Source organism: Mycolicibacterium thermoresistibile (assembly GCF_900187065.1).
Lineage (GTDB): Bacteria > Actinomycetota > Actinomycetes > Mycobacteriales > Mycobacteriaceae > Mycobacterium > Mycobacterium thermoresistibile.
This window is the reverse complement of the sequence record NZ_LT906483.1, coordinates 1,705,263-1,720,235: the sequence shown is the minus strand read 5'-3', so window position 1 is coordinate 1,720,235 and position 14,973 is coordinate 1,705,263. Positions and strand designations below refer to the sequence as shown.

Genomic DNA, 14,973 nt, shown 5'->3' with positions numbered 1-14,973 from the left:
CGAGCTGAGGTGATTCGTGCATCGAGGTAGCTGGCCGCAGTACGATAATGAGAATCATGGGTGCAGTCGAAGGCTTCTTTCGGCTGTGGGATAAAACTCGGGCGACATATGGTGAGGGGACTCCGCAGACCGGGGAGCAGTTCGACCACAGCGCCATCCTGCGCGAACTGGAGACCCAGCTGGAGTCCACCGCGCCGGGTGATCAGTGGACCGGAACCGCCGCCGACGCCTACGGCGCGGTCAACGCTGAACACCGCCGCGTCATCGGCGAGCTGGCCAACCTCGATCAACGACTCGGCGCGCAAGTGACCAAGTCCGCCCAGGTCGTTACCGCCGGCCGCGACGACCTGGAGAATCTGCGCTACCGGGTGGCCGCCATCGCCGCCCGCCTGCCCGAAGGCACCGCCGGGGACGCGATGCGTTATACCCTGGTCAGGGACGGGACCAGCCAGCTCACCGAGCTTGTGCGGCGCTCCATCAGCGACCTCAACATCGTCGGTGCGGAGATCGATCGCATCGGCAACGAATACGCGGCACTGGGCAACCAGAAGTTCGGTGGTGGACCAAAGAATAACGGCGCTGAGCGTCAACTCGAAAAGGACTCCGACCCAGAACCAGATGCATCAGAAGGTGCGAATGCAGCCGCCTCAGGTTCTGAACCGGGGGAACCAGGCGGCCCCGAGTTTGCGATCGGGCCGCCCACTAAACCCGACATCGAGTGGGACGAAGACTTCGAATACGGTTCGGAGCAACCATCGGTGCGTGACTACGTTTCGCGAGCTGAGTGGGAGGCCAAATTGGCTGCCGCTAGGTTGATCCGCCCAGACCTCGATGACGCGACACAGATGTACGCCCACTATTGGGGTAATAGTGGAGAGCCGCTGAAGTTCGATTATGAAGAAGCCTATCGAGAAGATCCCGCGGTCCGCGCGAACGTAGAAGACCAGATTAGCCGAGCACAGCGAGGGGCCGAGGGATTGCTTCGAGCGGGCAACACATCGTTCTCAATGACCGGCGACGCATCTCCGACGCAGGCCTATCCCGTAACTGAAAATTGGCAGAAGTCGATCGGGGCTTATCAGCAATGGAGTAGTGCGGATGTGCAGGTGGATGGAAACACGGTGACGATGACGATCACCGTTCACGCAGAGGATCGCTACAACTTCAATCGCGGTCAGGCGGATATCGCAACTGGCGCCGGCGACAACGAGAACGGTCGCTTCACCGAACTGGGCTGGGCGAGGCCGTTCGATTCGTATGGGGAAATTACGCGGACAGTGACTTGGGAGTTAGGTGACGACTCCTCGACGCAACCCAGCAGTACACCGGAATTCTCACCCGGCAGGGAAGACCGCTCCGATGGCCGCGGTAGCTCCGGCGGTTTACAGAGACCGGCCAACGACCGCGACACTGGCTCGGTATCACTGCCATGATTACGCTTCGGTGGTTTCGAGGGTTAACGGCCGCAGCCCCGTTACTGGCAGTATTTAGTGTTGTGGCTTGCGGAACCCACGCTGAACATCCGCAGAGTAGCGAGGTCGTTGTGGGTACTACCGCAGCTAAGAGCGAACCCAACCCGGTCAGAAACGACCTCGAGCCATTGACGAAACGCTTCCCCGCGCTTGGGACGCCGGTTGCAGCGTTGTGGGTCAGCGGCGAGATGGGAGATTCAAGGGTGCCTGGGCCGTCGACATACTGGCTCGACTCGGTTATCGAGTTAACTCCGGATACAGCTGCCACCCTGGTGGACAAATACCAGCCGGCGCCCACCACAGAGCAACCCGACGTGTGGAAGACATTGACGAACGCCCTACCTGGAAGTAGTTATCTCACCAGCGATGCGCTCGACGGGGCGTTCTCCTCAGCACGGCTCAACGCCCGTGCGTACTTGGCTGTGGGCTCTCCCGTCGTCGTGATCACCGCGATGGGTCAGTAGGGCGAACGCGATACACACGCTGGGTTGAAGTTACGCGACAAGAACCGGCAACAGCGCACAAGTCATCCACGCCTCACGAAGACCCCGGTTCTTGCGGTCCCTTCACATCTTTCGGGTCTTTACGTCGACGGTTTCCGATGATGCCCTCAGTCCATGGCCTGTCCTCTTTGTAAAGCGGCTCTTCCGAGTTAGCAGGGGCGTACCTGCTTGGTGCTGGGTGGCGTCCGCCGGGATTGGCGGGTGCAGGCCCACCGTACTCGGCGGCGTTGGTTTTCTGGGTTGCGGAATCCGAAGGCGATGCGGCCGACGTGTTTGACCCGAGTTGGGCCAATTTAGTGCGCATCGCGGCTGTGGATGTTGGTGAGCGCGTCGCTGAGGTCGTCGGGTAATGGGTCGGCGGCGGTCAGGATTTGTTGGCCGGCGCGGATCTGCACGGTGCGGTAGCGGCGTGCGGTGCGCACGAACTTCTTGATGCTCCAACCTGTTCGGTGCTCGATCCAGTGCGAGACCGCCATGGCCGCGAAGACGATCGTCAGGTGGGCCTCGATGGAGTCGCGGGTGCGGTGATAGATCGGCCGGGCGGCCAGGTCGTGTTTGGACATCCGGAAGGACTTCTCGATACGCCACAGCTGGTGATAAGCGCCGATGATGAACTCTGCGGGCTGGCTGGTCAGGTTGGTGGTGTAGCCCTTCCATCCCGCCAGCGCGCGAACCTTGGCCTCTAGGGTTCGGTTCACCGATCTGGTGGCCCCGGTGAGCTGGATGAAGCGGTTGCGTTTGACCGGGGCGTGCCCGTCGACCGCGCGCTGGGCTTTGGCGATCTGCTCATCGATGCCGCGCAGTGTGCGCCGTGCCCGGTCGTGGCGGTACTGGTAGTAGATCACCCGATCCGGGATCCCGCGGGCCTTCTCCGCACTGGTCGACGGCCACGGCTGGGTCAGCACCAACCCGTCGGGAACCTGGTCGTCGGGGTGGTCGTCACGCCATTGGCGCACCACATCGGGCAGATACGGGATGCGGGTGCCCAGGATGAACGACAACCCGGCCGCCTGCAGAGCGACCTGGTTGCTCTCCGAAATCATGCCGGCATCAGCGACCACGGTTACATCGGTCAACCGGTGGGCGGCCTTGAACGCGTTGATGACTGGAACCATGGTCGCGGTCTCGGCTTTATTGCCCTCGAAGGCCGCTACGTTGAGCGGAAACCCGGAGGCGTCGGTGAGCACCCCGAGGGTAATCTGCGGATCCAGGCGGCGTTCCTTCGAAAAACCCGGCTCGCGAAACCCATCAGCGACATCGGTCTCGAAGTGCAACGTTGACACGTCGTAGAGCACCAACGAGGCCGGACCCAGTTGAGCATGTGTCGCGCATGCTTTGGATAGTGCTTGTCACAGCGTCTTTAGCGAAAGCGGGTAAACGGCGCTTGACGGTGCGGTACGCCGGCGGATCCACCCCGGTCTCAGCGAGCACCCGCAGTGAATCGGCCTTGCTGGTCGGCTCGATGATGCGCGCTAGCACCAAGTCACGGAACGGGCGTGTTTAGTTTTCTGTGTAAGCCGTGCTGAAAGGACACGCAGCAAGAGATGACGATGACCGATGAAAAGGGCACTTCCTCGACGACGGGTAACGAGCTCGTCGCGCAGCTCCAGGCCAGCGGTGCGCTGGACGAGTTGTTCGCCAAGATCGACTCCGGCGAGGTCGAGATCACCGGCTCGGACGGGCTGTTGCCGGCGCTGTTGAAGACGACCCTGGAGCGGGGCCTGCAGGCGGAACTGACCGGCCATCTGGGCTATGAGAAGGGCGAGCCGGCGCCGGCTAAGCGCCCGAATGCCCGCAACGGCACCACCTCGAAGACCATCGAGTCCGAGGTCGGCTCGTTCACCATCGACGTCCCCCGGGATCGGGCCGGCACGTTCACCCCGAGGTTGATCCGCAAGGGCCAGCGCCGTCTGGACGGGCTGGACGACATGATCATCAGCCTCTACGCCGGCGGCATGACCGTCCGCGAGATCGAGCACCATCTGGCCACGACGATCGGCGTGGAGCTGTCGGCGGGCACGATCTCGGCGATCACCGACGCCGTGGCCGACGCCGTGCTGCAGTGGCAGAACCGGCCGCTGGAGGAGTTCTACCCGGTCATCTACCTCGATGCCATCCGCATCAAAGTCCGCCAAGACCACCGGGTCGTGGGCCGCTCGGCCTACATCGCCGTCGGCGTCGACCTCGAGGGCATCAAGCACGTGCTGGGGATCTGGGTCCAAGACACCGAGGGCGCCTCCTTCTGGGCCCACGTGTGCGCAGACCTGGCCAATCGCGGCGTCCGGGACGTACTCATCGTGTGCTGCGACGGCCTGGCCGGCCTTCCGGAGGCGATCGAGGCGACCTGGCCCGACTCGATGGTCCAGACCTGCGTAGTGCACCTGATCCGGGCCTCGATGCGGTTCGTGTCCTACGGCGATCGCAAGAAGGTCGCCGCCGAGCTGAAGAAGATCTACACCGCCCCGAACGAGGAGACCGCCCTGGCGGCGCTGGCCGAGTTCGAGGCCTCGGCCTGGGGCGCCAAGTACCCGCAGACCGTGGCGACCTGGACCGCGGCGTGGGAGCGATTCACGCCGTTCCTGCAGTTCCCGCCCATGCTGAGGCGGGTCATCTACACGACGAACTCGATCGAGTCGCTGAATTTCCAGCTGCGCAAGGTCACCAAGAACCGCGGCCACTTCCCGAGCACCGAATCGGCCGTCAAGCTGCTGTGGCTGGCGATCTGCAACATCGAAGACCGAAGGGCCCGCGAACGCGCCGCCGAGAAGGGCAAGCCCGCCGGGCAACGGAGGGCCTCAGGCCGCCTCGTCGAAGGACAAGTCACCACCAACTGGAAACAAGCCCTCGCCCAGCTCGCGGCCGCCTACCCCGACCGCATCAACCCCTACCTCTGACCACCCGCATACACAGAAATCTTGACAGGCTCCACGGAACACCTCATCGCCGTCGAGGGCACGGTCGAATCCCAGCACCCGGTAGGCGTGGCACAGCGCATCCCACAGGTGCTGCGAACACGACGCGGTGATCTTCAACGGCCCATCACTGGTGCGGTTCTGCCCAAGATCGAGATCCAACGACTGCTGACCGGCGGCCAGCCGCTGTGTTGCTGCGGCTTTCAGCGCCTCCAATTGCGCCTCATCATGCGCTGAGCCGAGATGCTCGATTTGGCGCGAGCCCTTTCGCGAAGACCACACGATCTGCACCGCCGTGGCTCCCGAGGCGGTCTTCACAGTGCGCACATACGCCACCACCGCACCCTACGAGCCACCATTTAGTGCACACATCTCGACCCGCCAACACCGATAACCGCAGCTCAACGACCCGCGGTCACCGCTGCTCCCAAAAAGTGGCCCAAGTCAGGTTTGATGATGCGGTTGTAGCCTTCGCTGCGGGCGTTGGACAGTCCGGTCTGGATGGCCAGAGGAATTGTCAATACCTGTGGATCGGCGTGTTTCAGGCGACCTCCGTTCCGGCTTGCTGATCGCCGTCTGAGGGCGGTGTCGGTGGGGTGATCTCGGTGGGGCGTTCGAGCAGTTTGCCCTTGTGGAAGACCGCGCCGGCGCGGACCAGGGCGACCAGGTGTGGTGCGTTGACGGCGCGCCAGCGGGCCGCGGCGGCGTCGATGAGCTTGTAGGCCATGGCCAGACCAGCTGCTCGTGACCCCGGACCTTTGGTGACTTTGGTGCGCAAACGCACTGTGGCGAAGGTGCTTTCGATCGGATTCGTGGTGCGTAGGTGGATCCAGTGCTCGGCGGGATAGCGGTAGAATTCCAGCAGGGTGTCCAGATCGTCGGTGATCTTGGCGACCGCCTTGGGATATTTGGCGCCGAAGTCGACCTCGAAGGCTTTGACCGCGACCTGGGCTTTGTCGATATCCTCGGCGTTGTAGATCTCTTTGAGCGCTGCCAACGCCGACGGGTGTGCTGATTTCGGCAGCGCGGCAAGCACATTGGCTTGCTTGTGAAACCAGCACCGCTGCTCACGGGTGGCCGGGAACACTTCGCGCACCGCGTTCAAAACCCCAAGGCGCCATCGCCGACCGCGAGCACTGGGGCGGTCACTAGGGCACCATCCTTATTGCGGATGCCTGATGGGTGTTCGTTGAAGGGACTCGGCGGGGGCCGAGGTGACGGCCAGGTGCGGTCGCTCGTAGAGGGCCAGCATGACACCGCCGCCCTCGGCCCTCCCGGAGTCGCAGACCGGCATCAGGAAGACGCGCCGCAGAGCGCCAGTTAGTGACCGTCCGGTGGTCGACCCCCTCGCCGCGTCGTCGCTGCCACCTTGAGGAGATTCGTTGTCCGAGGAAACCGCAGATATCATCTACGTCGGGTTGGACTGGGCTGCCGCCACTCATGCCGTGTGCGTGCTGTCCGCAGTGGGAAAGATACTGGCGCAGTTCATGATTGACCATACTGCCGATGGCATCGCCACACTGATTCGCAAACTGTCCAAGTTCGGCGATCCCGCCGATGTGCACATCGGGATCGAACGACCCAATGGGCGGCTGGTCGACCTGCTGCTCGAAGCCGGCCACCCGGTCATCCCGGTATCCCCGAACGCCATCAAAACGTGGCGGGACGGCGAAGTCATCTCCGGCGCCAAGTCTGATGCCGGTGACGCCCTGGTGATCGCCGAATACCTGCGCTTGCGCCACCATCGACTGCGCCCCGCAGCCCCGTACAGTTCGTCGACCAAGGCGCTGCGCACGGTGGTCCGCACCCGCGACGACGTTGTCGCCATGCGGGTGGCGGCCACCAACCAACTCAGCGCCCTGCTCGATGATCACTGGCCTGGCGCCAAAGCGATCTTCGCCGACGTCGAATCTCCAATCAGCCTGGCGTTCCTGCGTCGCTATCCCACCGCGGCCAGCGCCGCTCGACTCGGAGAGAAACGCTTGGCTGCGTTCCTTGTCAAGCATTCCTATTCCGGTCGACGACCAGTCAAAGAACTGTTGACCCGGCTGCGCAGCGCACCCGCAGGCACCACCGATCCCGTCCTGACTATCGCCGTCCGCGACGTCGTGCTGGCCCTCGTCAGCGTCATCGAGGCGCTCAACAGCGCAGGCAAGGCCCTCGACCGATCCGTCATCGCCCGCCTCGGGGAGCACCCGGACGCCGAGGTCTTCACGTCGCTGCCAAGGTCGGGTCAGATCAACGCCGCCCAGGTGCTCGCCGAGTGGGGCGACTCCCGTGCAGCCTACGACGGTCCCGACGCCGTGGCCGCCCTGGCCGGGGTCACTCCCGTCACCAAATCTTCCGGCAAACAACACGCCGTGCACTTCCGCTGGGCATGCAACAAACGCTTCCGCCGAGCACTGACCACCTTCGCTGACAACAGCCGACACCAAAGCACTTGGGCAGCCGACATCTACAACCGAGCCCGCGCGCGCGGACACGACCACCCCCACGCCGTGCGAATCCTCGCCCGCGCCTGGATTCGCGTCATCTACCGCTGCTGGCACGACCAAAGCCCCTACGACCCCGCCCGGCACGGTGCCGTACAAAAACTGCACACCGCAGCATGAAAACTGCGTAGGGGTTGACTCAGGAAGTGTCATGCCGCGTCGTTTACAGTCGCGCAGCAGATCAGCCCACGACTCGGTCGATTCCCGGTAGCCGTCGGTGATCGCCACCAGCTCTTTGCGGCCGTCAGCGCGCACGCCCAGCATCACCAGCAAACAGAGTTTTTCCTGGTCCAGGCGGACCTTGAGGTGGATACCGTCGACCCACAGGTAGACGTAGTCGGTGCCGGACAGGTCCCGGGCCGCAAACGCGCGGGCCTCGTCCTGCCACTGCGCCGTGAGCCGGGTGATCGTGGTGGCCGACAACCCCGCACCCGAACCCAGGAACTGCTCCAATGCCGGGGTGAAGTCGCTGGTGGACAGCCCGTGCAGATACAAAAGCGGCAGCACTTCGCTCATCTGCGGAGACTTGCGCGCCCAGGCCGGCAGGATCGCCGAGGAGAACCGTTTGCGTTCGCCGGTGTCGGGGTCGACACGTTTGTCGTTGACTCGCGGCGCTTTGACCTGCACCGCACCGGCTGCGGTCAGCACCTCGCGGGGCTGGTGGTAGCCGTTGCGCACCACCAGGCGGTGGCCGTTCTCATCGAGCTGGTCGGCGTACTGGGCCACATACGCGGCGACCTCGGCCTGCAACGCGGCGGCCAGCATCTGTCGCGCCCCGTCGCGGACGATCTCATCCAACAACGAGCGACCGGGAGTGTCGCTGTCGTTGGCGTCCTCGGCGTCGTGAACTACGGTGAGCATGGGCGTACCTTCCCGAACCAGCGCGCCAACGCCGGCTCATGATCGGACCTACTGACATTCAGATCATCCTCGGGAAGGTGCGCCCACTTTCACGCCCCCACCCCGAGGCTCATCCACAGGTTCTGATCATTGCTCGGATGGCCAGGATCATCGGCTCCTGCCATGCTGAGATGGTGCGGGCAAGCTTGCTGATCTCGGGCACCGAGCAGGCGGCGCAGAACGTGTAGAACCGGTACAGCGCATCGCGGATCTCGTAGGTCAATCCGCCACGGGCGGTGCAGGCCAACACATCTCGTAGGAGCTCTTTGGCGATCCAGGCGGCGGCGATGTCGCCATTGGGGTCCGCTGAGGTCAGTTTCACGAACAGCTTGTGGCGTTGCTCATCGGTCAATCGCTCAGCGGCGCGCAGCAGCCGGCGCCGGTTGATCCATTCGGGGTCGCTTTTGCGTCCGCGGCGCAAACGGTGGGCTTGGGTAGTGCGGCGCCGGACCTCATCGACCATTTCGTTGGCCCGCTTGACCAGATGAAACCGATCGACGATCAGCTTCGCGTGCGGCAACGCTTGGCGCGCAGCGTTGGCGTAGGTGACCGACATGTCGATCGCGACGAACTCGATGGTGGCCTTCCAGCCGGGATCACGCTGATCCAGCCAGTCGGTCACCGGTTTGGCCGCACGGCCGTTGACCTGCACCAACAACCCGCCCGTGCCGGTGATATCGACCAGCCCGGTGTCGAAGCGGTCCACCCAGGATCGGGTACCGGTCTGCGAGCAGGTCTCCCATTTGGCCTTGCCGCGACGGGTCTCGTCGATTCCCAGCACGCTCACGGCTTCGGGTTCGCCGGCCAGCACCGGGTCCGCCGTGGCGATGACCGCGTCGTGACAGGTGTTCCAGGTGCAGCCGTACGCGGCGGCGACCGCCTTGACCGAGCGGTCATCGTCAAGCACCGCCGAGGCCATCTCGCGCTTGGCCCGCACCGTCACCCGTGCTCGCGGCGGGATCGACGGCACCGACTCTGTGAATGACTTGCGGTCACAACACATGTTGGCGCACACCCACTTTCGTTTCCGCCATACGATCCGGGGAATGTCCGGCCCGATCTTGATATCGCGGGGCCGAGTGCTCACCCAGCCCTTCGAGCGAGCTGACCGGACCATGCATCCAGGACACACGCCGCCCCACTGCTCGGCGGTGCGGACATAGATGGTGCGGGTTCGGTCGAGGTCGACATGCACAGACTCCACGACGACACCGTCGATGATTGCGCTCATCGAAAGTCCCCAGGTGTGCTCGCCGAAATTCCTCACCTGTGAGCAGCGGTCAGTGTAGTGGTTGGCGGGTGCCGGTGGTGGTGCGGCGTAGGGTTTCGGCGGCGGCCTGGTGATCGCGCAGGCGGTAGGACTCGCCGTCGAGGTTGATGACGACGGAGCGGTGCAGCAGGCGGTCGAGCATGGCGGCCGCGACGGTGGTGTCGCCGAGGATCTCTCCCCAGGCTCCCACCCCGCGGTTGGTGGTGATGACGATGCTGGTCTTCAAATACCGTTGGGACACAACCTGAAACAGCGCCGAGGCGGCCTCGGCGGGCAACGGCAGGTACCCGAGTTCGTCGATCACCAGCAGGGTTGGGCCGGCGTAGAACCGCATGGTGGTGGCCCAGCGTCCCTCGATGGCGGCGCGGTGGCACCGTGCGGCCAGATCGGCGGCGGTGGTGAAGTAGGTGCGGTAGCCGGCATGGGCGGCTGCGCGTGCCAATCCGACGGATAGGTGGGTTTTGCCGGTGCCTGGTGGCCCGATGAGCAGGATGTTGGTCGCCGATTCCAGGTAGCGGCAGGTGCCCAGCTCGTCGATGAGCTTGCGGTCGATCCCGGCGGCGGCGTCGACGTCGAAGTCGGCCAGGGTGGCCGGGGTGGGCAGGCAGGCGAACCGCAACCGGCCGGCCAGCCGGCGGGCGGTGGAGGCCTCGACTTCCACGGCCAGCAGCCGCTCCAACGCCACGGTCAGCGACAGTCCCTCGGCGGTAGCCTCGTCGAGCACCGCGGGCAGCGCTTCGGCGGCCGCGGCGAGTTTGAGTTCGGCCAGGTGCGAACGCAGCTGCTGATAGCGACTCGCCGCCGCCGACGGCGACTCCTCGACGGTGGTCGTGGTGGCGGTTTTGGGGGTGCGGGGGGTGGGGGTCATTGGAGGGTCCTGTTCTGGGCGGCCCGCTCGTAGGCGGACAGGTCGATGACGGTGGAATCGGTTGACGGAGTTGAGGATTGATGCACGGAGCTGTCGGCTTGTTTGATTCGGAGTAGTTGCGCGGCAGCGGCTTTGGCCGCCGGGCCGGGTGGGATGCGTTCCTTGCGCCGATGCGGGCGCCCGGTGGCCGCGGTGGCCATCGCCGCGGTGTCCAGGGCGATGACATGACCGCTGTCGCGCACCATCACCCCGAGCCCGTCAGCGGCCATCCGGTGCCGGGCGACCACGATCCCGGCGGTGGTGGCGATATCGAGGTGCTCACCGCCGACCGGATGCGACACCACCACCTGGGCGGCGGCCAGTTCCGGGGGCACCGAGTAGCGGTTGCCGCGGTAGGACACCATCGCTTGGCGCGAGGCGGTGCGGGTCTCGGCCACGATCACCGGATACGCCTGCGCCGGCACCGGCGCCAGGGGCTCCGTTTTGGCCACCACAGCGACCGAGGAGCGGCCGTCGGCGGTGGCCCGCAACCGGGTGTCACCGCGGACCCGGGCGAAGCGATCCAGGCTGGCCTGGGCCGCCTCGACGGTCAGATCGTCGGCCAGGGTGCGCCACCAGCGTTGCGCGGCGGTGTGGTTGACCTTCTCCACCACGCCCTTGCGGTTGCCGCGCCGCGGCGGGCAGATCGCCACCGACACCCCGTAGTGTTTGGCCACCCCGGCGAACGACGCGGTCACCCGACCGCTGCCCGGATCGCAGACCGTGGCCATCCGGTCGAAGCGCCACACCCGGGTCAGACCGCCGAGGCCGCGAGTCACGCGGTCCAAGCCGGCGACCAGATGGGGCTGATCCTCACTCGGCGCCAAGTTGCCGCGCCACTTCCCGGAATGCGATAGCGAGCCGACCAGCAGGTGCGCGGTCTTGCCCCAGCCCCACGATGCCGGTGGGTCGGGCAGTTCCAGCCAGTCCCATTGGGTTTCCTCGCCCGGTGGGTGTGGGATGACCGCGTTCGGCCGCCCGGTGGCGGTCCGGCAGGCTTCACAGACCGGGCGCAGGTTCCGGGTGCGGATGTTGCGGGTCAGGCTCTGATACGACAGCCCGAACCCCAGGTCCTCGAGTTCGTCGAACAGGGTGCGGGCCCATAGGTGCGGGTCCTCGGTCAGCCTCGCGGTGACGTAGTCGACGAACGGGTCGAAGGGGTCCGGGCCGGGTCGGGCACGCACCCCGGGTGTGCCGTCGCCGGCCAGATACTTGCGGACCGTCTTGCGGTCGAAACCGGTGTGGCGGGCGATCGCTGAGATCGTCCAACCACGCTTGGCCAGGGCATGTACTTCCACATCGTCCTCCCATGTGAGCATGAGAAAGCGGGCCTCCTTCGGGCAGTGCTGCAGGCGTCAGACACCAGCAGCATCGAAGGAGGCCCGCCCTTCTCGGCGGAGCCACACGGGTGGGGAATTTCGATGAGCGTCAGTGGGGAATTTCAGTGAGCGCGGTCATCGAGTCCAAGCAGCAGGGAACCACTAGTCTGGGGCAAGCTCGCGCCTTTGCTTCTGGATGCGTCAAGAACACCCAGTTGACAAGGGCGCGAGCCCTCAATCAGTCACCGACACGATCCGAATCGGTCACACCAGACCCCTACCAACTCGGAAGAGCCCCCTATCCACTGCACTTACGGCGAAGCTAGAACAGAGGTGATCAAGTTTTCGCCAATGGGCTCGCTGAAGGTCGCTGTCTTTGCGTGGTGGAGGATCACGTCGTGGAGTTTTGAGGGCTCCGCCTTGACCACATCCCAACACCATGTTCCGAAACCGCCACGTGCGTTAACTGCGCGTACCCAGGCATCCAGAGCCATTCGCTTCGCGCGGTTCTGGTCCGAATCCTCGCCCTTGATTTCCAGCACCAGCTGCTTGCCGTTGGCAAGCCGGATCAGATAATCGGGCAGGAACTTGCGCTTGCTGCCGCGCCACAGGTAGTAGATCTGGAAGCCAAGATGGTCATTCTTGGCGTAGGCAGCCACCTCATTAAGATTTTCCAGGTGTGTGGCGGTGTAGTGCTCCCATGCGCTGTCGGCAACGGCATGGCTGATCTGGGACTTAACCGTCTCCAGACATGGTTTGGTGGTGTACCAGGTGCGCATGAACCGCGTCGATCCGATGGGAAATTCCTGGTCGAACACCGGTTCCAGCCGGTTGCTGTTCTGCTGCTGGATCTGATTGACGACATGGCTCACGATTGTGTCGATCGACAGCGCGATCAGGATCCGCTTGCGCAACGGATCCTGATGGAACAGCGACGGGATTTCCAGCCGGTCGGAGTTGAAGAACTGCTCGACCAGCCGCACCAGCTGCTGGATCAGCAACTCGCGGCTCCCGGTGAAGCTGTGCTGCAGGGCCTCCATCGCCTTGTGGGCAGCCCGGAACAGCAGCCGCTGCAGGCGGAACTCCTCGGGTATCGCTTCCAGGTCGATGGACACCGCCTTGGACATGTCCGCTGCGCCTCCCAGCGCCGGGGCCAGATCTGCCGTGACCACGACCTGTGCCGGGTCGATCTTGAGCGGCGGCATTTTTGACCAATCCACTGTCAGCTCGGGCCGCACGATCACATCCACTCGCAGCACGTTCGGCCACGTGATTTCCAGGCTGGATCGTTCCGCCAGCGATTCGATCTGGGTGCTCGGCTTGGGCGGTGGTGGGGGATCACCTCCTTCTCCAACGTCTTGGAAGATGGACAGCGGCACACCGAAAACGTTGACGTATTCCGATTTAAACAGTTGGCGGGTCTGCCCGTCGGGGCAGACCACAGCTTCTGTGTCGTAGGACACGCGGCGCAGGCCACGTCCGATCACCTGTTCGCAAAGCAGCTGGCTGGTAAAGGCACGCAGGCCCATGATGTGGGTCACGTTCTTGGCGTCCCAACCCTCGGAGAGCATGGCGACGGAGATCACGTTCTGCAGGTCCTGACCTGGCGTCCCCCGCTTGCCCACGTTGTCCACGATGGCGCGCAGCAGTTCCTCCTTCTTCATCGCGCGCAGTGGCTGCTTGCGCGACTCGGGGATACCCGCTGCTTCAACGATGTTCTTCAGGACCTCCTCGTAGGCCTTGTCCGAGGTCGCGCTTTCCCCAATCTCGGCCTTCTCCAGGACCTTGGAATCCACGCGCAGGGTCCGCTCCGGTGCCTTGAGTTCCGGCCAATAGGCGTCGCCGTTGCGGAAGTAGTACTCGATACGTGCTGCCGTCTCCGTGCGATTGCACACGGTCAGCATGACGGGTGGGGAAGTGTGACCTGCTTCTTGCCACGCCTTCAGTGTCTCACGCCAGTCGGCACCTAACAGGGTATACGCCTCCTGTACCAGCTGGGGTAGCGGTTCGTGGGGTTCTGCGCCACGGCGGTTCAGATCCTGACCGACCTCCGGTTCCCGGTAGAGGTGGTACAGCTTCGACTTGTATGTCTGGGCATTGGGAAGCGCGTTGTCGCGGACCACGACGCGTGGCGTCTTCACCAGACCGGATTCGATCGCATCATTCAGCCCGAAGTCCGAAATCACCCACGGGAACAGTGCCGTTTCGGTGCTGGTCTTGCCCGTGGGGGCAAAGGGCGTGGCCGTCAGGTCAAAACAGTGACTGATGCGCCGCATCTTGTGGATGCGGTCCAGGCCTTCGATCCAGCGGGTGGCCTCGTCCAGGTCAATGCCCAGCTCCTCGGCGTCCTTTTTGCTGACCTTGACCTCGGCGGGCTTGCGGTAAGCATGGTGCGCCTCGTCGTTGATGACCACGATGTCCTTGTGGCCGGCGAGCTTGCCCAGCACCCGGCGCACGTAGGCCTCGTCGCTCTCGGCCCCTTTCTTCACCACGGAGCGGTCCTGGTCCTTGAGCGGCATCAGGCTGTGCCAGTTCCCGATCAGCAGCTCCATCTGGTTGAGCTTCTGCCGCATGGCCTCGTTGGGGCACAGCAGGAAGGCGTCGTAGTAGTTCTCGGGATGTCCGGTGTGCAGCACCTGCAGGCGCTCCTTCACCGTCAGGCCCGGAGCCACGATGAAGATGGCGCGAGAGAAATCCTTGTTGCGCTTGGGATAGGTCAGGGCGTTCAGCACCTGCCAGGTGATGATCATCGCCATCACCGTGGTCTTGCCGCTGCCAGTGGCCATCTTGTTGCACAGCCGCTCGAACGGCCCGCCGTCGCCCGGAACGAAGATGCCCTGCTTGAACTCGGCCGGTGCCTCCACATGCCAGATGAGCGTCTCAATGGCCTCCAACTGGCAGAAGTAGAACGGGTAGGGGCGGTTGGCCTCTGGGTCGCGCCAGTGCTCCAGTAGCGCGCGGGTAACCGCCGTGACGCCGGGGTAGCCGGCATCGCGCCATTCGTCCACCCGTTCGCGGATGCGGTTCACCAGCTCAAGCTCAACGCTGCGCACCGTGTTGTTGCGTGTGTCGAAAATCTCGTAGCCAGCCGGGCGGCGGCCCTCCACCAGTTCCAGACGCTGGTCACTGACGCGCCGCCAGTGGTGCGTGGGCCGCTCGAACGGCGAATTGATGATCAAGGACTTGGGTTGAGTCATG

At 64.3% G+C, this 14,973-nt stretch carries 7 protein-coding genes and 5 pseudogenes; 4 read left to right on the top strand and 8 right to left on the bottom strand.

Annotated features, from left to right (window positions below):
* Positions 1 to 56: 56 nt before the first annotated feature.
* Together CKW28_RS07995 and CKW28_RS23550 are read left to right on the top strand one after the other, a co-directional pair.
* Positions 57 to 1,433 carry an EspA/EspE family type VII secretion system effector gene (locus tag CKW28_RS07995; protein WP_003927235.1) on the top strand — a complete coding sequence of 459 codons (1,377 nt, stop codon included), beginning with the start codon at positions 57 to 59 and terminating at the stop codon, positions 1,431 to 1,433.
* A 311-nt stretch (positions 1,434 to 1,744) separates the two neighbouring features.
* Complete coding sequence (locus CKW28_RS23550) at positions 1,745 to 1,936, top strand: hypothetical protein (protein ID WP_131588067.1); 192 nt, start codon at positions 1,745 to 1,747, stop codon at positions 1,934 to 1,936.
* A 332-nt stretch (positions 1,937 to 2,268) separates the two neighbouring features.
* On the opposite strand, the pseudogene CKW28_RS07985 reads toward CKW28_RS23550, so the two are convergent.
* Positions 2,269 to 3,466 (bottom strand): annotated as a pseudogene (locus tag CKW28_RS07985) (IS1634 family transposase); the annotation flags it as partial.
* A 59-nt stretch (positions 3,467 to 3,525) separates the two neighbouring features.
* Between CKW28_RS07985 and CKW28_RS07980 the strand changes: the two are divergent.
* Positions 3,526 to 4,869, top strand: a complete 1,344-nt coding sequence (locus CKW28_RS07980; RefSeq protein WP_003924898.1) for an IS256 family transposase — start codon at positions 3,526 to 3,528, stop codon at positions 4,867 to 4,869.
* A gap of 33 nt (positions 4,870 to 4,902) precedes the next feature.
* On the opposite strand, the pseudogene CKW28_RS24070 reads toward CKW28_RS07980, so the two are convergent.
* Together CKW28_RS24070 and CKW28_RS07970 are read right to left on the bottom strand one after the other, a co-directional pair.
* Positions 4,903 to 5,223, bottom strand: a pseudogene (locus tag CKW28_RS24070) (IS1634 family transposase); the annotation flags it as partial.
* A gap of 205 nt (positions 5,224 to 5,428) precedes the next feature.
* Positions 5,429 to 6,036 (bottom strand): annotated as a pseudogene (locus CKW28_RS07970) (transposase); the annotation flags it as partial.
* A 233-nt stretch (positions 6,037 to 6,269) separates the two neighbouring features.
* Here CKW28_RS07970 and CKW28_RS07965 point away from each other — a divergent pair.
* Positions 6,270 to 7,499, top strand: a complete 1,230-nt coding sequence (locus CKW28_RS07965) for an IS110 family RNA-guided transposase (RefSeq protein ID WP_003924921.1) — start codon at positions 6,270 to 6,272, stop codon at positions 7,497 to 7,499.
* Between the two features lie 21 nt (positions 7,500 to 7,520).
* Here CKW28_RS07965 and CKW28_RS07960 read toward each other — a convergent pair.
* From CKW28_RS07960 to CKW28_RS07935, 5 genes and pseudogenes are all read right to left on the bottom strand, one after another.
* A pseudogene (locus CKW28_RS07960) lies at positions 7,521 to 8,240 on the bottom strand (transposase); the annotation flags it as partial.
* Positions 8,241 to 8,373: 133 nt separating this feature from the next.
* A pseudogene (locus CKW28_RS07950) lies at positions 8,374 to 9,510 on the bottom strand (ISL3 family transposase); the annotation flags it as partial.
* 49 nt (positions 9,511 to 9,559) lie between these two features.
* Positions 9,560 to 10,417 (bottom strand): IS21-like element helper ATPase IstB, encoded by an 858-nt coding sequence (istB, locus tag CKW28_RS07945; RefSeq protein WP_003887540.1) that lies wholly within the window; start codon positions 10,415 to 10,417, stop codon positions 9,560 to 9,562.
* On the bottom strand, positions 10,414 to 11,775 hold the full coding sequence (locus tag CKW28_RS07940) for a Mu transposase domain-containing protein (RefSeq protein ID WP_003887539.1): 1,362 nt from the start codon (positions 11,773 to 11,775) through the stop codon (positions 10,414 to 10,416). The genes istB and CKW28_RS07940 overlap by 4 nt, the downstream gene beginning before the upstream one ends.
* Before the next feature lie 311 nt (positions 11,776 to 12,086).
* Entirely contained in the window at positions 12,087 to 14,972 is a 2,886-nt protein-coding gene (locus CKW28_RS07935) for a BPTD_3080 family restriction endonuclease (RefSeq protein ID WP_003924852.1), read from the bottom strand.
* Between the last annotated feature and the right edge of the window lies 1 nt (position 14,973).

Coding starts and splice junctions, on each gene's coding strand:
- CKW28_RS07995 (WP_003927235.1), top strand. CDS start 57: ATGGGTGCAGTCGAAGGCTTCTTTCGGCTGTGGGATAAAACTCGGGCG.
- CKW28_RS07980 (WP_003924898.1), top strand. CDS start 3,526: ATGACCGATGAAAAGGGCACTTCCTCGACGACGGGTAACGAGCTCGTC.
- CKW28_RS07935 (WP_003924852.1), bottom strand. CDS start 14,972: ATGACTCAACCCAAGTCCTTGATCATCAATTCGCCGTTCGAGCGGCCC.
- istB (WP_003887540.1), bottom strand. CDS start 10,417: ATGACCCCCACCCCCCGCACCCCCAAAACCGCCACCACGACCACCGTC.
- CKW28_RS07940 (WP_003887539.1), bottom strand. CDS start 11,775: ATGCTCACATGGGAGGACGATGTGGAAGTACATGCCCTGGCCAAGCGT.